This is a genomic window from Arthrobacter sp. K4-10C, from assembly GCF_059090085.1.
Genome location: NZ_JBNHFI010000007.1, coordinates 141,029 through 157,933 on the forward strand (window position 1 = coordinate 141,029; position 16,905 = coordinate 157,933).

14 protein-coding genes are annotated in these 16,905 nt (G+C 60.9%); 8 read left to right on the top strand and 6 right to left on the bottom strand.

From position 1 onward, the window contains the following. Positions 1–30: 30 nt before the first annotated feature. Genes AC5RUU_RS11500 through AC5RUU_RS11515 form a run of 4 tightly spaced genes read left to right on the top strand, consistent with a single transcriptional unit; the run spans position 31 to position 5,040 of the window. Positions 31–2,259, top strand: coding sequence for a glycoside hydrolase family 36 protein (locus AC5RUU_RS11500; protein ID WP_493975469.1), 2,229 nt, complete (start codon positions 31–33; stop codon positions 2,257–2,259). Continuing rightward, on the top strand, positions 2,256–3,896 hold the full coding sequence (locus AC5RUU_RS11505; protein WP_493975333.1) for a glycoside hydrolase family 43 protein: 1,641 nt from the start codon (positions 2,256–2,258) through the stop codon (positions 3,894–3,896). The genes AC5RUU_RS11500 and AC5RUU_RS11505 overlap by 4 nt, the downstream gene beginning before the upstream one ends. 8 nt (positions 3,897–3,904) lie before the next feature. Then, entirely contained in the window at positions 3,905–4,141 is a 237-nt protein-coding gene (locus AC5RUU_RS11510; RefSeq protein WP_493975334.1) for a hypothetical protein, read from the top strand. Between the two features lie 2 nt (positions 4,142–4,143). Then, positions 4,144–5,040, top strand: coding sequence for a sugar phosphate isomerase/epimerase family protein (locus tag AC5RUU_RS11515; RefSeq protein WP_493975335.1), 897 nt, complete (start codon positions 4,144–4,146; stop codon positions 5,038–5,040). A 109-nt stretch (positions 5,041–5,149) separates the two neighbouring features. On the opposite strand, the gene AC5RUU_RS11520 is transcribed toward AC5RUU_RS11515, so the two are convergent. The 4 genes from AC5RUU_RS11520 to AC5RUU_RS11535 form a co-directional block, all read right to left on the bottom strand. Next, complete coding sequence (locus AC5RUU_RS11520) at positions 5,150–6,076, bottom strand: ketopantoate reductase family protein (protein WP_493975336.1); 927 nt, start codon at positions 6,074–6,076, stop codon at positions 5,150–5,152. A gap of 329 nt (positions 6,077–6,405) precedes the next feature. After that, positions 6,406–6,696 carry a hypothetical protein gene (locus tag AC5RUU_RS11525; RefSeq protein WP_493975337.1) on the bottom strand — a complete coding sequence of 97 codons (291 nt, stop codon included), beginning with the start codon at positions 6,694–6,696 and terminating at the stop codon, positions 6,406–6,408. Positions 6,697–6,855: 159 nt separating this feature from the next. After that, on the bottom strand, positions 6,856–7,416 hold the full coding sequence (locus AC5RUU_RS11530; protein ID WP_493975338.1) for an OsmC family protein: 561 nt from the start codon (positions 7,414–7,416) through the stop codon (positions 6,856–6,858). A 181-nt stretch (positions 7,417–7,597) separates the two neighbouring features. Beyond that, positions 7,598–8,947, bottom strand: coding sequence for an MFS transporter (locus tag AC5RUU_RS11535; protein ID WP_493975339.1), 1,350 nt, complete (start codon positions 8,945–8,947; stop codon positions 7,598–7,600). 785 nt (positions 8,948–9,732) lie between these two features. Here AC5RUU_RS11535 and AC5RUU_RS11540 point away from each other — a divergent pair. After that, a complete protein-coding gene (locus AC5RUU_RS11540; RefSeq protein ID WP_493975340.1) occupies positions 9,733–10,950 on the top strand; it encodes a mandelate racemase/muconate lactonizing enzyme family protein in 1,218 nt (405 codons plus the stop codon). A gap of 154 nt (positions 10,951–11,104) precedes the next feature. Next, on the top strand, positions 11,105–11,929 hold the full coding sequence (locus AC5RUU_RS11545; protein ID WP_493975341.1) for an IclR family transcriptional regulator: 825 nt from the start codon (positions 11,105–11,107) through the stop codon (positions 11,927–11,929). A gap of 345 nt (positions 11,930–12,274) precedes the next feature. Here the strand turns inward: AC5RUU_RS11545 and AC5RUU_RS11550 are convergent, their stop codons facing one another. Then, positions 12,275–12,967: a DsbA family protein gene (locus AC5RUU_RS11550; RefSeq protein ID WP_493975342.1), complete on the bottom strand. Its 693-nt coding sequence runs from the start codon at positions 12,965–12,967 to the stop codon at positions 12,275–12,277. Between the two features lie 330 nt (positions 12,968–13,297). Continuing rightward, complete coding sequence (locus AC5RUU_RS11555; protein WP_493975343.1) at positions 13,298–14,803, bottom strand: amino acid permease; 1,506 nt, start codon at positions 14,801–14,803, stop codon at positions 13,298–13,300. A 478-nt stretch (positions 14,804–15,281) separates the two neighbouring features. On the opposite strand from AC5RUU_RS11555, the gene AC5RUU_RS11560 reads away from it, so the two are divergent. Together AC5RUU_RS11560 and AC5RUU_RS11565 are read left to right on the top strand one after the other, a co-directional pair. After that, positions 15,282–15,656 carry a RidA family protein gene (locus AC5RUU_RS11560; protein WP_493975344.1) on the top strand — a complete coding sequence of 125 codons (375 nt, stop codon included), beginning with the start codon at positions 15,282–15,284 and terminating at the stop codon, positions 15,654–15,656. After that, positions 15,650–16,897: a MalY/PatB family protein gene (locus tag AC5RUU_RS11565; RefSeq protein WP_493975345.1), complete on the top strand. Its 1,248-nt coding sequence runs from the start codon at positions 15,650–15,652 to the stop codon at positions 16,895–16,897. The genes AC5RUU_RS11560 and AC5RUU_RS11565 overlap by 7 nt, the downstream gene beginning before the upstream one ends. Positions 16,898–16,905: the final 8 nt, after the last annotated feature.

Sequence of the window (16,905 nt, forward strand, 5' to 3'; positions counted from 1 at the left end):
AACGATTTAGGAAGGACCGCCTTGACGGTCATGACTCCCGAGGTCGGATCAGGCCTCACCACCTTGACGTGGGGTAACACCCACCTCACCGTCTACGTCTCCACCGGTCCGGACGACGTGCCCCGGCTGGTAGGCCTTACCCTTCCCGGCGACCCCGCTCCCTTCGTCCGGCCCTCAGCACTGCCGCTCGTAGACGTCGCCCTTGCCGGCGAAGGGCGCATGGGAACAGCGGGGAAGAGGCACATCGACGGCGCAGCATCCCAAAGGCTGCGCCTGGTCTGGGACAAGCAGGGGACAGGTGTCATCCCCGGGGAACCTGAGAACTCAGCCGAGCTTTCGGGACCATGGTGGCAGATTGCCATGGACGATGAAACCACTGGCCTTTTCGTCGTCACCACGCTATCCCTGCCAGGCGATGGGCCGGTCTTGCGCATCCGCTCAACAGTCAACGCGCGCAGGGTACCGCTCACAATCGAACACATCAGCTCCCTCGTTCTCGGCGGGCTTGGCGCGAACACGGAGTGGGAGAACGACACCGCCCTGTGGTCCGCGGCCAACCCTTGGTGCGGAGAGTTCCGCTGGCACAGGTCGTCGCTGGCACAAAGAGGCTTGTTCGACGTCGGCATGACCCGGTTCAACCAGCTTGGTTCCAAGAACCGCGTATCGCTGACCAGCACTGGTGCATGGTCAACCTCTGAACACCTGCCCATGGGTGTCCTCGAGGACCTGCAAACCGGTCGGCTGTTGGCCTGGCAGATCGAGACAAATGCAGCCTGGCACTGGGAAATTGCCGACCGGTACAACGACCTCTACATCACGGCAAGTGGGCCGACGGCCCTGGAGCACGGCTGGGCCACGACACTGCAACCAGGCGAAGCATTCCTGACCGTCCCGGCCTCACTCACACTCCTCCAGTCGCCTAAATACCCGGTCAGCAAGGAAACCAGCCCCCGCGTAGGCAGCGACGGTGGCGCAACAGCCCTCGGGGCCGCGCTCACTACCTACCGCCGCTCCACTCGCAGGCCTCATCCTGACAACAGCGAACTGCCCGTGATCTACAACGACTTCCTCAACGGGTTAATGTCGGATCCCACTACAGCCAGGGTCATGCCCCTGGTGGAGGCAGCGGCGGAGCTGGGTGCCGATATTTACTGCATGGACGCCGGCTGGTATGACGAGGAACAAGATGGATGGTGGGACTCCGTCGGGGAATGGAAAGCGTCCACCAGCCGCTTTCCGGGCGGGCTTGATGCTGTCATGCAGGCAATCATCGCCAAAGGCATGCGCCCGGGCCTGTGGATCGAACCCGAAGTGGTGGGCCGCCGCAGCCCCTTTGCGGCCACACTTCCAGCAGAGGCGTTCTTCCGGCGCAACGGCCACCGGGTGTCCGAGTGGGGCCGCTACCAACTCGACTTCCGCCACCCTGCCGCGCGGGCCCATGTGGATACAGTCATCGACAGGTTAGTCGGCGATTACAACCTCGGCTACATCAAGTTCGACTACAACATCGACTCCGGCGCCGGCACCAGCGGTCCCAGCGGTATGGAGCCTGCCGGTCACGGGCTGTTGGGCCACGGCCGGGCCATGCTGGAGTGGGCCGGCGCGGTCATGGACCGCCACCCGGGCCTGGTCATCGAAGGGTGCGCGGCAGGCGGGTCCCGCACTGATGCTGCCAGTGGAGCAGTATTCCCTATCCAGTCCCTGACCGATCAGCAGGACATGCTGTTGCTTCCCCCCATCAGCGCCGCCGCCCCTATGGCCATCACCCCCGAACAGTCGGGAGTGTGGGCCAGCCTCGACGGGACCATGAGCAACGACATGATCGAGTTCACCCTGGCAGCGCCGATGGCCGCGAGATTTCACCTCGCCGGGCGCATCGACACGCTCAGCAGCTCCCAACGGGACGTGGTCCGCAAATCACTCACCGCGTATTCACAGCTGCGCCCGGCAATCGCCGCAGGGCTCCCGCTGTGGCCACTGGGCCTGCCCGGCTGGCGCGACGACTGGATCGTCCAGGGGAGCGTGCTGGCTCATGAAACGCTCCTGGTCGTTCACCGCCGTGGCGGCGAACCAACGCTCGCGATACCGCTTCCCGGCTGCCGGCAAGGGGCAACACTCCAAACAATTTTCCCCGAAGACCGGACCGGCGATGCACGCCTGACCTGGCACCAAGGCAAGGCCCAGCTGGACGTCACCGTCCCGGACGCCCCGGGTGCCCGTGTCTACCGCATCACCAATTCCCCCCGAGCCGCCTCGTGATCCTCAACCCCGTCCTCCCAGGCTTCCACCCCGATCCGTCCATCGTCCGGGCGAACGGGCAGTACGTCATTGCCACCAGCACCTTCGAATGGTTCCCGGGAGTCCGATTCCATACGTCCCCTGACCTGATAACGTGGAAACCCGCAGGCTACGCCCTCACGGATGACCGCCACCTGGACCTCAAAGGCATCCCAGACTCCGGCGGCATCTGGGCGCCCTCCCTGTATTGGTCCGAAGGCAAGTACACGCTCGTTTTCACTATCGTCCGCACCATGTCCGGCGACGCGAAGGACCTGGACAACTACATCACCACCTCCACTGAACTCACAGGGCCGTGGTCCACCCCTGTCTACATTGGATCCCGCGGCTTTGACGCTTCCTTGTTCCATGCCCCCGACGGCCGACTCTACTTGGTCGGACTCCGCTGGGATCACCGGACAGACCAGCCAAGCTTTGGAGGCATTCAACTCCAGGAGCTCGACGCCGAAACCTTCGACCGGATCGGCCCGGCGACAGTTATCCACACCTCGCAGCATCCTGAGGTCAGCAACGGGCTCATTGAAGGACCCAACATGTACCACCGGGACGGCTGGTACTACCTGATGCTCGCCGAAGGTGGAACAGGCTGGAACCATGGGATCCGGATGGCAAGATCCAGGAACATCTGGGGACCTTACGAGGAAGACCCCCACCCGGTACTTACCACCCGCGACCTTGCACCCCTGGACGTGGCACGAAAAGGAACCGAAGGGCCATCCGGCGGGCTGCACAAGGCAGGCCACGGAGAACTGGTGCAAACACCGGACGGCCAGTGGTACCTGGCACACCTCGCCTCCCGCCCCGTCGAATCGTCCACGCATGGGGCAGTCTGCCTCACCGGGAGGGAAACTTGCCTCCAGCAGGTGCAATGGACGGCGGACGGGTGGCTCAGACTCTCCAGTGGCGGACACTTTCCTTCACGTACCGTCCCTGCGCCCCTCGCTGGACTGCGGAGGGAATCCGAACCGGCCGATCAAATGGAATCTGTGCTCACGGAAGGAACTATCGGGGATGACTGGATGAGTCTGCGCGCCCCCATCAGGGACAGCTGGGCACGCTGGGTTCCATCTGCAGCAGGAAAACGAACACTCAATCTGACGGGGCAGGAGTCCTTGCGCTCCACTTTCAGTCAATCCCTGGTGGCGCACCGTGTCTCTGGTCCTTCCCCCACGCTCACCGCAACAGTTCACGCCGCACCGTTGGAACCCTTTCACCGGGCCGGCGTATGCGCCTACTACGACACCCTAAGCCACATCTTCTGGTACGTCAGCACCGACGACAACGGTAAACGCATTTTAGGAGTTGAGCGAAGGGACGCCACCGGCGAAACTGACGTGGCTTTACCCTTCGACCCGGGCGCCTCTGGTCCCGTCCATTTCAAAATTTCTGTGAACGGCGCCGCCTTGGGCTGCTTGGTATCCCTCGATGGGCTGTCTTGGTTCCAATTGGGCGAGGCCCTGGACGCGCGATTCATCAGCGATGACCACAACGGGCTCCTGCGGTTCACCGGCGCCTTTCTGGGGATCGCGGCTACAGATCTGGCTGAGCACACCTGGACCGCGTCCTTCGACGCCGTAATCTATCACCACGAGAACTAGGACTTTGCATGCAAACTCTCAGCGGCGCCAGCCGGGAAATGGAAACATCCCTTCAGGTAAAGATTGAACACCGTTCAGAGCTGGAGACAACACTGGAAAGGGGCGTCGCCTACCTGCAGGAACTGGGCGCTCTCCGGAACATGGTGAACGGCATACTGATAACCAGAACCTCGCCAACGGACTTCACCTTGGAGATCCACCCCGACGTGCCGTTCGGTACAACCCGCGAAAAGCAGGCCTGGTAAGTATGGTGCTACTCTCGGCATCGACTCTCGGTGCACCCGGAATTTCTCTGGACCAGGTGCTGCTGTGGTTGCAAGCCGCTTCCTTTGACGGCATCGAACTGCGTTTCAGCGCAGGTGAAATAGCGCATCCGGCCATGACCCGTGCCGACCGGCTGGCATTACGGCACCGCATCGAAGACACCGGAATCCAGGTAACGGGGATCGCAAGCTATGTCTCCGTGTGCAGCCCTGCCGATGACGACATCGTCGTGGGTGCCCTCGTAGCGGCCATGGACTTCGCTGCCGACGTTGGCGCACCTTTAGTCCGGGTCTTCCCAGGCGCTCCCACCGCCCAAGGGCCTCTGGACCGGATTCCCTGGATCCTAGAAGACCGCAACGATGTTGATGAACGCGGTGCGCAAAGGCTGTCAGCAGTAGCAGGGCTCGCCCTCGAAAGTGGTGTGGTCCCTGCACTTGAGACTCACGACTCCCACCCAACAGGTCGGGACATCGCACGAATACTGACACGTGTCGAAGGCCCAGTGGGAGCCATTTGGGACCTGATGCATCCTTGGCGGGTCGGGGAACACATCGACCAAACCTACAAGGAACTCCAGCCCTGGCTGGACCGCGGAAACGTACAAGTGAAGGATGCCAACTTCCCCAATAACATGACGCCGCTCCCACTCGGCCACGGCACCCTCCCAACAGTTGAATTTGCCAGGTTGCTTCAGCAACACGAATACGACGGAACCGTCACACTTGAATGGGAAAAGAAATGGCATCCCACGGCCGACACATTGCCCACAGCACTCTCGTCCGCGAAGGCATGGCTCGGCGCTAGCTGGACTGATAGCACTGCGGAAGGTCGAAGTGAACCCGTCCTCGGCGCCTCAACTAGCGACAAGTGGTACGGCTAAATAGCTAGGGATCTTATCCGCCGGCACAGTGCTTCTGTGCCCACCCCTTCTGCACTCACCGCCGACAGACCTAACGGCGGGCAGTTTCTCTGCACCTGCCACGCTAGTCCTACGGCTGTTCCCTGGCCGTCCTTCGGTCCTGTGTGCGGAGCTGCAGCAATGCCAGGTTTGTCAAAGGCACCTCTAGGCCGAGTCCATCGGCCGCGTCGACAAACGTCCCGAGCAGGTGCTCGCCCTCGTGGGGTAACCCGGCGGCAACGTCCCTGTAAAGTGACGAGGTGAAAAGCGAGCCTGGCTCGGCGAGCATGTGCATGGTGGCGGTGTGTTCCCGTGCTGTGACCGGATGTCCCGCCGCAGCGGCCACATGCTCGGTTTCTGCTATGACCTGCTTGATAAAGGCTTCGCCGCCGGCATCGATGATGTCGCCTACGGAACCACGCATCAGGCAGGTGACAACGCCTGCAGCAGTGATGAACACCCACTTTTTCCACATTGCATCTACGATGTCTGCCGTGAAGGTCAACTCGTAGCCGGGAACGTCGAGCTGGTCCCGGACGGCTTCCAACTCTCTGGTGACCAGACCATCCTGCGGACCAAAGTCCATCGTTGCGATCGGCTTCATCTGGCGGACCGCGCCCGTGCTGGTGACGGTTGTTACTACGCGGACGATACCGCCGAGCACTCGCTCGGCTCCGAAACGGAGGTTGAGCTCTGGCATGTGTGCCATGCCGTTAAGGAAAGGCAGTATGAAGGTGTCGGGTCCGACCGCCGGGGTAACTTGATCGAGCACGGCGGTGAGGGCACCGGCTTTCACGGCGACGATTACTAGGTCGTAGCGGTCCTTGACCTGGTCCGCTGTCACGGTGCGGACTGCTACCGATTCCTCTTTGTCTGCTGGGTCGATCAGCCTCAATCCGTTGAGCAGTTGTTGTGCCCGTTGAGGCCTTACCAGGAACGTTACGTCCCGGCCGGCCTGACTGAGGCGGGCACCGAAGTACGCGCCTGTAGCTCCCGCTCCTGCAATCAGAATTTTCACGAATTCCTGCCTTCTCTCTGTCCTCCCCAGCGCTGCCGCTCGACACCGACCATACCGGCAGGGATTCACAAGGCGTACATCAGTCCGAGAACTGACGGTTGGAATCAGACTGCTATGTTTCAGGGGCTTTTTCTCGCGAGCGTCGCCCAGGATCAGGCTTACTCACGTGGCCGCTGAGGAGCAGGGCTTTGCCTCTGTATAGGAACAAATTGCAGTGGCAAGGTCCGGAACTTCCCCCACCTGTAGTCGGTGCACTCTTCGTAGTAGGAGGCCAACCTCAACCCGTTGTGTGGCGGGTAGGTGCTTGGTGCCTTAATGACCTGATCCCCTCAGCTTCGGCCATGGGCCGGCTGCGGGGCGTGCGGGTAGAGGTTTTTTGTCGTCATTCGATACTGGAAGCAGGTCGTGGCGCTGAGTTTCTGGGGTTTGACCCAGGCTTGGTAGCCGAGGGCGGCCTCGTACATGGTCCGCGGTTCGATACCCTCGGCCGCTATCCACAGAACGGATGAGTCAGCTGCTGCGTCCTCCACAATGCCGGTCCTGATGACGCTGCCGCTGTGTCGGATTTCCACGTGTGCGCCAATAAGGGCGCTCCAGAGGCTGTAGTTCGCGAGTGTCATTGGTTGTCCTTCTGCATTGGACGAGCGCCTATCTCGCCACCGCGGTACGGCGCCGCGCTCGGCCCCTTGGGCCTGCGGTTGGAGTGGCTAAACCGTAGGTGAGGAAGGGTTCCGGTCCCGGCCCACGTTGTGGGCCGGGACCGGGGTGGTGGAGCTTGCCTAGACGAGGCGGGTGGTCACGGTTACCGGGTTCGCGATGGTATCCCGGATGGGTGAGGATTCCTCGAGTGCCTTCACGAGTTCCTCAATCTGCTCCCGTGGCGTGCTGGCGCTGTCGATCTCGACATCCACAGTGACCTGCATGGCGCCCTTGCGGACGGACTTGTCGATACCAAGGAAGCCGCTGAGATCTGTCTCAAAGCCCAACGTGAGGCGGACCTCGTCCAAGGTTATGTCGCGTGCTGCAGCGAGGAACGCAAGGGTGGCCGTGTAGCAGCCGGCCAGGCTCTTGAGGAGGTATTCCGCGGGGCTGACCGCGGTGTCGGTCCCCAGCAGGCCCAGAGGTTCATCGCTGTGCAGGGTGAACTTCCCGAGCCGGGATTCGTCGGGAACGCCGGCTTGGACGATCGGGCCGGTCTGGGTCTTCGCCGTCAAGCCGCCGGTGGACTGGCTGCGCATAGTGAAGGTGACCTGGCCCAGTTCACGCTGAGCGGTCACGGCTGCGACGGTGGCTTCAAGGGCGGTCTGGTCGACGCTGGGCTGTGTGGTTGCGGTGCTCATATTGTTCCTTTGGTTGATTCTTGGGCATTGAGGTAACGGCAGTCCCGCCCGGTGTTCCAGGTGGTCTGGGGCGAGCTGGGCGCGCGGGGCGAGGAAAGTACTGGATAACGACCCGGGTGCGTGGGAGGTCCATTAAGCGAGGTCCGCCTAACGGAACCCTGTTCCATTGTAAGGTATTTCTTCAGCTGAAGGTAAGGGGCTTTGAGGCTTCGTCGGCTTCGGCTGCTACCCGTTCCCTGCGGTGGGTTTGCTTGCGGATCACGAGCACAAGGCAGGCGGCGGCGACCATGAAGGAGCCTGCTAGAAGCATGCCGGGCTGGTAGCTTCCGGTGGTGTCCTTGAGGATGCCTGCGAGGTAGGGGGCGAAGAAGCCTGACAGGTTTCCGACCGAGTTGATAACTCCGATGCCGGCCGCCGCCGCAGTGCCTGTGAGGAAGGATGAGGGAATCTGCCAGAACACGGGGATGCAGCAGAACATTCCGATGGCTGCAACCGTCACGCCTGCCATGGTGGCAATGGGCGAGTTGAAGCTGAAGGTAATGGCCAGTGCAAGGCCACCGATTGTGGCGGGTGCGACTACGTGCAGGAAGCGCTCACGCTTGGCGTCGGACCGTCGGCTCCAGAGGAGCATCGCAATGGTGGCGAAGAGGTAAGGGATTGCGGTGATCAGCCCGATCTGGACGACATCGAGTGTGAGACCGTACTGCTTTTGGAAGCCGGACACTGCCAAGGGGAGGAAGAAGCCAACCGCATAAATGCCGTAGCCGATCCCGAAGTATACGGCGCTCAGGAGGAATACGCGGGGGGTGAAGGCGCGACGGAGGGATCCAGCGCCGTGGGCTGCAGCGACATCGGCGTCCTCAGCAGCAATCCTGGCCTCGAGTGCCTTGCCCTCTTCAGGCGTGAGCCACTTTGCCTTCGTCGGCCTGTCGACGAGGACCGTGTAACCGATGATGCCAACGAGAATAGTGAGGATACCTTCGGCGGCGAACATGAAGCGCCATCCCGGCCAGCCCACCAAAGCCTCGCCTTGATTCATGAGGAACGCGGAAAGGGGTGAGCCGAGGAAGAACGAGACCGGGGCGGCCACGTAGACGTATGACAGAATCCGCGCCCGTTGTGCACGGGGAAACCAGATTCCCAGGAAGTAGACAATGCCGGGGAAGAATCCGGCCTCGGCAACGCCAAGGAGGAAGCGAAGAATGTAGAAGGCCATCTCTCCGTTGACCAGGCTCATGGCGCCAGCGATGGCACCCCAGGTCACCACTATGCGGGTGATCCAGATACGGGCTCCGAACTTCGTCAGCAAGAGGTTGCTAGGGACTTCGAAGATGAAGTAGCCGATGAAAAACAACCCAGCACCAAGTCCATAAGCGGCGGAGCTCAGTCCCAGGTCAGCGTTCATTTCCAAGGCCGCGAAGCCAACGTTGACCCTGTCCACGTAGCTCATGAAATACATGATCATCAACATCGGGAGTAGCCGCAGTGCGACTGTCCTCAGGACATCCTTGTCCTTGCTTAAAGCCTGCATTGTTCCACCTAGGGGGGTAGTTGAAGTATCTCAGCGGCTGGGGCAGCGGGTTGCGGCGCTGACCATATGCCAACAGCGGGGCGAATTGTGCCATGGCTCACAGAAGAGCAAAACCATCAAAGCACGACCACAAGACCAAAATCAAGAGCGACGGCCCGCTAAGCGGAACATTGTTCCAAATCCACCACTAAACCAGAACGGATACCCCTGCGGGAAACGAGTTTTGCCCCGCTTTGGATACGCCCACGGAACATACCTCCACCAAACGGAACGACCGCCAACCAATGAAGTTGCTGCGCTGCCACAGAAGGTGGTGGAGTCAAGAAACTTGGGACGTTGTTCCGTCAGTCAGGACAAAATGCCTTGACTTTGTTCTTGGTTGGTTATTGACTGTTGGGGTGCCTCCCTCATTCGGAGGGTCCGCTCCACAAGTCAAAGGCGCGTGAGGAGTCCGATGGCAATCTCAGCTGCACCTCAACACCGAAGATGATGTTCGCACGAGGTGCTGCTCTCAGGAGCACAGGTGTGGCAGTCGAAGCTGACTCAGACCTTGCCCCTGTTGCAGGAACCGTCAGGATGTCAGGAATACCCGCGGCGCCTCCAGGTCATCGTTGATTCGGAGGCGGAGGGATGACTGCGGCAGGGACTGACGTCCTGTTGAAACTGTTCATCGGAATCTGCCAACACGAACACTTCGGGCCGCCGCAAGGAGTTCTCAACCACTCGCCTGATCTTCCTGCCTCGTGGGCGCTTACCCATTTCTATCTCTTCTAAGGAGAGAACAATTGATTGACCCAAAGCCCTTGGCGGGCATCAAGAGTATTGAAACGCTGTCTTGCGATGCAGGCTGGCGGAACTATCATTTCTTGAAATTGACCACGGAGGACGGCGTCGTTGGCTGGTCTGAGTATGACGAGGACTTTGGTCCCCGGGGCTTGACCGGAGTCATTGAACGTTACGCGCCCATGTTCGTGGGCGGCGATGTCTTCAATCATGAGCGCACGTATATGAAAGTTGCAGCCACTATCAGGCCTGCACCGTATGGCATGTCCGCTCAAGCCTTGGGCGCGATTGAAAACGCAATGTTGGATGCGAAGGCGAAGACTCTGGGAATACCGGTTCACCAGCTGTTGGGCGGTAAGCACCGCGACGAAGTCCAGATCTACTGGTCGCACTGTGCCAGCTGGCGCATCAACCAGCCTGATGTTTACGGAAAGAGGATCTCGGACTTGGCCGGGGTTACCGACGCTGGCATTGAGGCGCGAAACCGAGGCTTCCGTGCCGTTAAGACGAACATGTTCGAGTACGGGCCGGATGGTCCTCAACCCTGGGCGCCGGGGTTCGGAAATCCGTATGACCCGGGCCTTAATATTGATAACAACATTCTTCGTGGCATGGTCAAGCATTTGGAAGCCCTACGCGAAGGTGTAGGCGACGACGTTGAGATTCTGCTGGACATCAATTTCAACGCCCGCACGGAGGGCGTGCTCAGAATCCTCCGGGCGCTGCAGGACTTTGATCTTTTCTGGCTCGAACTTGACCTCTATAACCCGGACGCCTTGGCCATGATCCGCCAGCAGGCCGGGACCAGCATTGCGTCGTGTGAGACGCTGTTCGGAGTGCGCCAGTTCGCACCTTATTTCGCCAAGCAGGCAGTCGATGTGGCTATTGTCGATGTGGTTTGGAATGGTGTCTGGCAGGGTATGAAGGTTGCCAACACCGCCGAGGCTCACGACGTCAACGTGGCGCCGCACAACTTTTACAGCCATCTCGCGACCATGATGAACATCCACTTCTCCGCGGCTGTGCCGAACTTGCGCATCATGGAGCACGACGTTGACAGACTGAGCTACGACGACGAACTCTTCACCTCCGTCCCGGTCCTGAAGGGTGACATGTTCCACGTGCCGGACGTTCCCGGTTGGGGCACAGAGCCAATTGAAGAAGCAATACTTTCCCGGCCTCCGGTTCTCCGGGAGAAGTACATTGGCATGAAACGCTGATTTGGGCTGCGGGCAGCCGCCGGCGCGACGCGGCGGCGGCTGCCCCTAAACCCGGTGTGCGGGGCAGCGGGCTGCAGCGCACCATAGAATGTAAGCAAAATAAGGACTGCCAATCCAAACGATTAGCACGTCCGCCAAGGATGGTGGCGAGGATATGAAGGAAGAATCAGTCGACGGCGTCAGGAGCGTTGAGCGCGCCGCCTCGATCATTCAGGCTGTTGCTGATGCCGGTGAGGCAGGGGCAAGACTGACCGACATCGTGATGCAGACCGGAATGTCCAAGACCACGATTCACAGACTCCTGGGCACATTGGTGAAGGTGGGCTGGCTCGAACAGGAAGAGAACACCTCCACGTTCTACCTGGGCCTGCCACTCGTCGCCATTGGCATCACCGCTTCCGACCGCCACGGCCTGCTGGACTTGGCCGCGCCCCATTTGAAGCGCCTTGCCGAGCTCACCGGTGACACCGTCTACCTTGCAGTCCGGATGGGCTCCCAAGCCCTTTGTGTTGACAGGGTGGATGGGAGCTTTCCAATCCGGACCGCCACCATGCGAATCGGTGACCGCCGGCCCTTGGGAACATGCCCGGGAAGTCTGGCCCTCTTGGCCGGGCAGCCACAAGAGCTGATTGAACAACTCATGCTCAGCGCTTCGCAGTCGCACGGTGGCGGCCCCAAAATTGACGCCGTCGGCCTGCCCCACCTGATAGAGCAGTCCAGAGCCCACGGCTATTCTATGGCCCCCGAGATCCTGGTACCGGGAGCAAACGGACTCGGTGTTCCCGTCATGGGAGCCGACGGATCGGCTGTAGCTGCATTGTCCCTTGAAGCCATCGATTCCCGCTTGGCCGAACCTCGCCGCACTCAGCTCGTTGGATGGCTCCAGCGCGAAGCGACTGCACTTTCAGAAAACCTCTTGAACCTTAGCCCTGGATTCGGGCAGCGCGATGTCCGCAGGATGCTCGCGGAGGCCATCTAGACGACGCAGCACATCCGCCAGGCTGCACGCATGTAGTGCACGCAGCAAGCGAAAGTGTCTAAGACCGGCCAGGGCAAGGCCACGCCAGCAGAAATGTGGGTGGGGTATTACCCCAGGATGTGACCCTTGGTCGAGCAGCTGCTCACTGGCGTGTGACGATAAAGCCATGTGGGCGAGGGCCGGGCGGGAAGTCTCCTAGGCATTCGCGGCTTGGTCACACTGTCTCGATTCCACCCCGCGGGCATTGGATGCCACCGCCGCTGAGCTGCTTAACCGGTAGCCCCAGCGGGTTCCCGCACACCCACCATTCGTCTGCCTCTCTCCGGGGAAGTTATGAACGAGGGCCTACTTAGCTGCTTCGTCGAGGAGCGTCCGGAACTGTTCCTCGTTCTTTAGAGTCAGCTTCTTCCCATCAAGGAAGAATGATGGCGTGCCGATGACTCCGAGAGCTCTTCCGTCGTTGACGTCCTTGCGGATCCGGTTTTGGGTCCTTTCGTCGGCGATGGTGGCGTCATATCGGGTCATGTCCAGCCCCAGCTCCCGGGCGTAGATGCGGAACAACGCGGCCTGGGAATCGTTCTTGTTTCCCCACTGGGGCTGCGTCTCAAAGATTAGGGCAGTCATTTGCTCGTACTTGCCCTGTTGGGCTGCCGCCTCAACGGCGAGTGCTGCCGTGCCCGAGTTTTGATGGCCGGGCAGAGGAAAGTGACGCTGGATGAAGGTGATTCTGTCCCCGTACTCCTCCTTCAGCTCTTCCATCAACGGGGCTGCCGCACGGCAGGGTCCGCATTCGAAGTCCAGGAACTCGACCAGTTGCGCCTTTTCAAGGGCCGGGGTCGTCAGGCGGTGGCTGTCGTCACGAACCAGTTGCCCCCCACCTTCAGGAGCCGGAGTGCTGCGCGATGGTTTGGAGGCATGAAGCACGGCTGTCCCGATCACCATCGCCGCGAGAACGGCGCCGCATAGAGCCCACAGGATGCCGCGAACCGTCCTTGCGGTGTTAGCCAGCGCCGGTGGTTTCGGTGGTGCCAGTGTCATGAGTCATGGGCTTTCTGATCGCCGGATGTGATGGGTTGAACCTAAGAATCGGCGCCCGGGCAGTTCTGGGCTCGGCCGGAACCGTTACTTTCCTGGCTTCTCCCCGTGGGCCAGGCCCTGCTGAGGGACCACTTTTGCGTGCCCGTCCTCAATTACTGCGGCGAAGGAGACACTTCCGCTACTGGCACTGGGCAATATGAGCCTCACAGGGCTTCCGCGGAGAACGCCGAGGGATGCAATTCAGCTGGTCGGGGACCAGGACCCCGTGAACCGATGGGCTCTCGGGTCAGTCCCGGGAGCCCAGCGGCTTGTTTATCCGTGAGGGGAAGTTTATGGCTTTTGATGGTGCGGGCCGGGCAGTGTTGGAACTGTGCCGGTGAACACGTCACGCGTGGCGGCGATGGCCTTGATGCGGTCCCGGCATGCGAACCATCCCACGATCATGAGAACTATGACCACGATGGTGACGAAGAGCGTGGCGGGTGAGTCGATGAAAGTCATGATGAGCACGGCGGCCAGGAAAACGAGGGAGATGTATCCGGTGTAGGGCGCGCCGAACATTCTGAAGGAGGGACGGGTAAGCAGACCCTTGTCGGCCCAGCGTTGGAGCTGGATCTGGCACAGGAGGATGGTGGCCCAGGCGACGATGATGCCGACTGCCGCGACGCTGAGGACGATTTCGAAGGCATCACCGGGGACAAGGTAGTTGAGCGGGACACCGAGGAGGGAAACGCCCGCGGTCAGGGCGATGCCGCCGTAAGGGACACCCGCCTTGTTCATGCGGGATGCGAACTTGGGGGCGGAGCCGTTTACGGACATGGAGCGCAGGATGCGGCCTGTGGAGTAGAGGCCGGCGTTGAGCGAAGACAGCGCGGCGGTCAGGACCACAAGGTTCATGATGACGTCCACGCCCTGAATGCCGATGGAGCCGAAAAATGTTACGAAGGGGCTCACGCCCTTTTCGTAGGACGTGTGCGGAAGCAGCAGGGAAAGCAGGATGACTGAACCGACGTAGAACACTGCGATGCGCATAACCACTGAGTTGATGGCCTTGGGCATGGTCTTCTCCGGGTTCTTCGTTTCACCTGCGGCCGTCCCCACCAGCTCGATGGACGCGTAGGCGAAGATGACGCCCTGCATCAGGACGATCATGGGCAGCAGGCCGGTGGGGAAGAACCCGCCATTATCCTGAATGAGCTGTAGTCCTACGGGGGAACCTGTGGGAGTGCCAAAGACGACGAAGTAGGTTCCGATCAGGAGGAACGCCACCAGTGTTGCGACCTTCACCAACGCGAACCAGAATTCCAGCTCGCCGAACACCTTGACCGAGACGAGGTTCAGGCCGAGCACCGCCACGAGCGCTATCAGGGCCCATCCCCATTGCGGAACGGCTCCGATCCACGGGACGTAGTTGCCAAAGAAGTTCATGTAGAGCGCCACGGCCGTAATATCGGCCACGGTCGTCGTCGCCCAGGTAACCCAGTAGAACCAGCCGGACACGAAGGCGGCCTTCTCACCGAAGAATTCGCGCGCGTAGGAAACGAACGAGCCAGTTGTCGGCCGGTGAAGCACCAGCTCACCGAGGGCGCGAAGGATGAGGAAAGCGAAGAATCCGCAGAGCGCGTAGGCGATGATCAGCGAAGGTCCTGCGGTCGCCAGGCGGCCACCCGCGCCCAGAAAAAGGCCGGTGCCAATGGCACCGCCAAGGGCAATCATCTGGATCTGCCGGGGCTTCAGGCCCTTGTGATAACCCGCGTCTTCGGCATGAACAAGGGGGGACTGATGGAGATCTCCGCGCCCTGAGCTCAGGTCAAGGTCAGATTGTGGAATGGACATGGGGACCTTTCTTGGGGCGACGCCTCTGATGCGATCGGATGCACAGTCGAAGGATCAGCAGGCGCAGGCCTGGGGGTGATGGGGGTCTTGCATTCCTCGGCACGTAGTTTCAGCGTGGGGGAGGCAGGGTGACGGCGGGCCGGGATTGACAGTCCGGGGTGCCGGCAGCCCGGCCGGCTTTCAATTCATAGTTGAGGATATGCTCCAAGTCACAATGAAATCAACATCGAGTTGTATAAAAGTTAAAAGATTTCGACAAGAATACCGTCGGGACCGGGACCAAAGGGCCTCGATTCCTTCCGCATCTACACTTTTTGTGTAATTATGGTGCTCATAGGCGACACCGAGTGACCTGCACGTGCTCGGGTGCGCAATGCAGCAGTTAGCGTGCGACCCGGGGTGTCCCCGGTTTTCGACTTTTTTGGAAGGCCAGAACATGACAAGTCCAGTTACTACTCCCCCCCTTTACGCCCGAGCGATGCGCGTCGGGGATCTGCTGTTCGTTTCGGGTCAGCTTCCATTGAATGACGCTGGGCTCCTTCATCCGGGCCTTGTCGGGACGGAAGTAACCGTGGAGCAGGCGCGGGAAGCAGCGGCCCTTGCCGCGCGGAACTGCCTTGATGTTGTCCGTGATGCCCTGGGTTCCTTGGACGCGGTGAAGGGCGTTGCGCGCTTGGGCGGTTATGTCGCAGCGGGTGGGGGCTTCATCAACGCACCAGCAGTAGTGGATGCAGCCTCACAGCAGGTTCTGGAAGTTTTGGGTGACCGGGGACAACACGCGCGCTTGGCGCTGGGGGTGGCATCACTTCCCTTGGGGGCCAGTGTGGAGATCGAATTGGCTGTCCAGTGCTGACGTCGCAGACGATGAATTCCCGGGGTACGCAGGCGAGCAGCGCGCTTCCTAATCCTCTGGAGGAGCTCAGCCTGAACGAGCTTCGCCAGCGCACCAGCATGAAGTGGCGGGTCCACCCTGATGATGTGCTTCCGCTGTGGGTTGCCGAAATGGATGTCCGGCTCGCACCGCCCGTGGCCGAGGCCCTCCACCGTGCCATCGATGCTGGTGACACCGGTTATCCGGTCGGCACAGCGTTTGCTGAGGCCTTCTCTGCTTTCGCTGCGAGTAGGTGGTCCTGGAACGGCCTGGAGGTTAGCAGGACAGCGATTGTCCCTGACGTCATGATGGGCGTGGTCGAAGTCCTGCGCCTTGTCACGAGTCCAGGGGACGTTGTCGTGGTCAACTCTCCGGTATATGCACCTTTCTACGCCTTCGTCACGCACGATAGCCGACAAATCATCGAAGCGCCCTTGGGACAGGACCTGCGGATTAGTCTGGATGTGCTCGAGGAAACCTTCGGCCGCATCAGGCAAGAGGGACGCAAGGCTGCATACCTGCTCAGCAACCCCCATAACCCCACCGGCACCGTTCATACTCTGGAGGAGCTGACAGCGGTTGCTGAGCTCGCGAACAAGTACGGAGTGCGGGTGGTCTCCGACGAGATACACGCCCCACTGGTCCTGCCCGGCGCCCGGTTCATCCCCTATCTAAGCGTCCCCGGATCTGAGAACGCCTTCGCCGTGATGTCGGCTTCCAAAGGATGGAACCTTGCCGGGCTCAAGGCAGCACTGGCCGTAGCTGGAGCGGAAGCCGCCGCGGACCTCGCCCGCATGCCGGAAGAAGTCAGTCACGGTCCCAGTCACCTCGGGCTCATCGCCCACACAGCGGCACTTCAGGATGGGCAGGATTGGCTTGACGCGCTGATCCAAGGGCTGGATTCAAATAGGACCCTGCTTCGGCGGCTGATTTCGGATCACTTACCGGATGCGGGTTATAAGGAGCCCGAGGGCACCTACCTGGCATGGCTGGACTGCCGGTATCTAAAGAGCGAACCACAGGACAGCCCTGCAGAACTCGCGGTGGTGACCGATGTGGCAGGCCCGACCAAGCTGTTCCTGGATGAGGGCCGGGTGGCGTTGAGTTCAGGGCACGTTTTCGGCACAGGTGGCGCCGGGCATGTCCGTCTGAACTTCGCTACCTCACAGGCGATTCTCACAGAAGCTGTAGAGCGGATGGGTCGCGTCCGTCCTATGCGCTGATCCGCTGG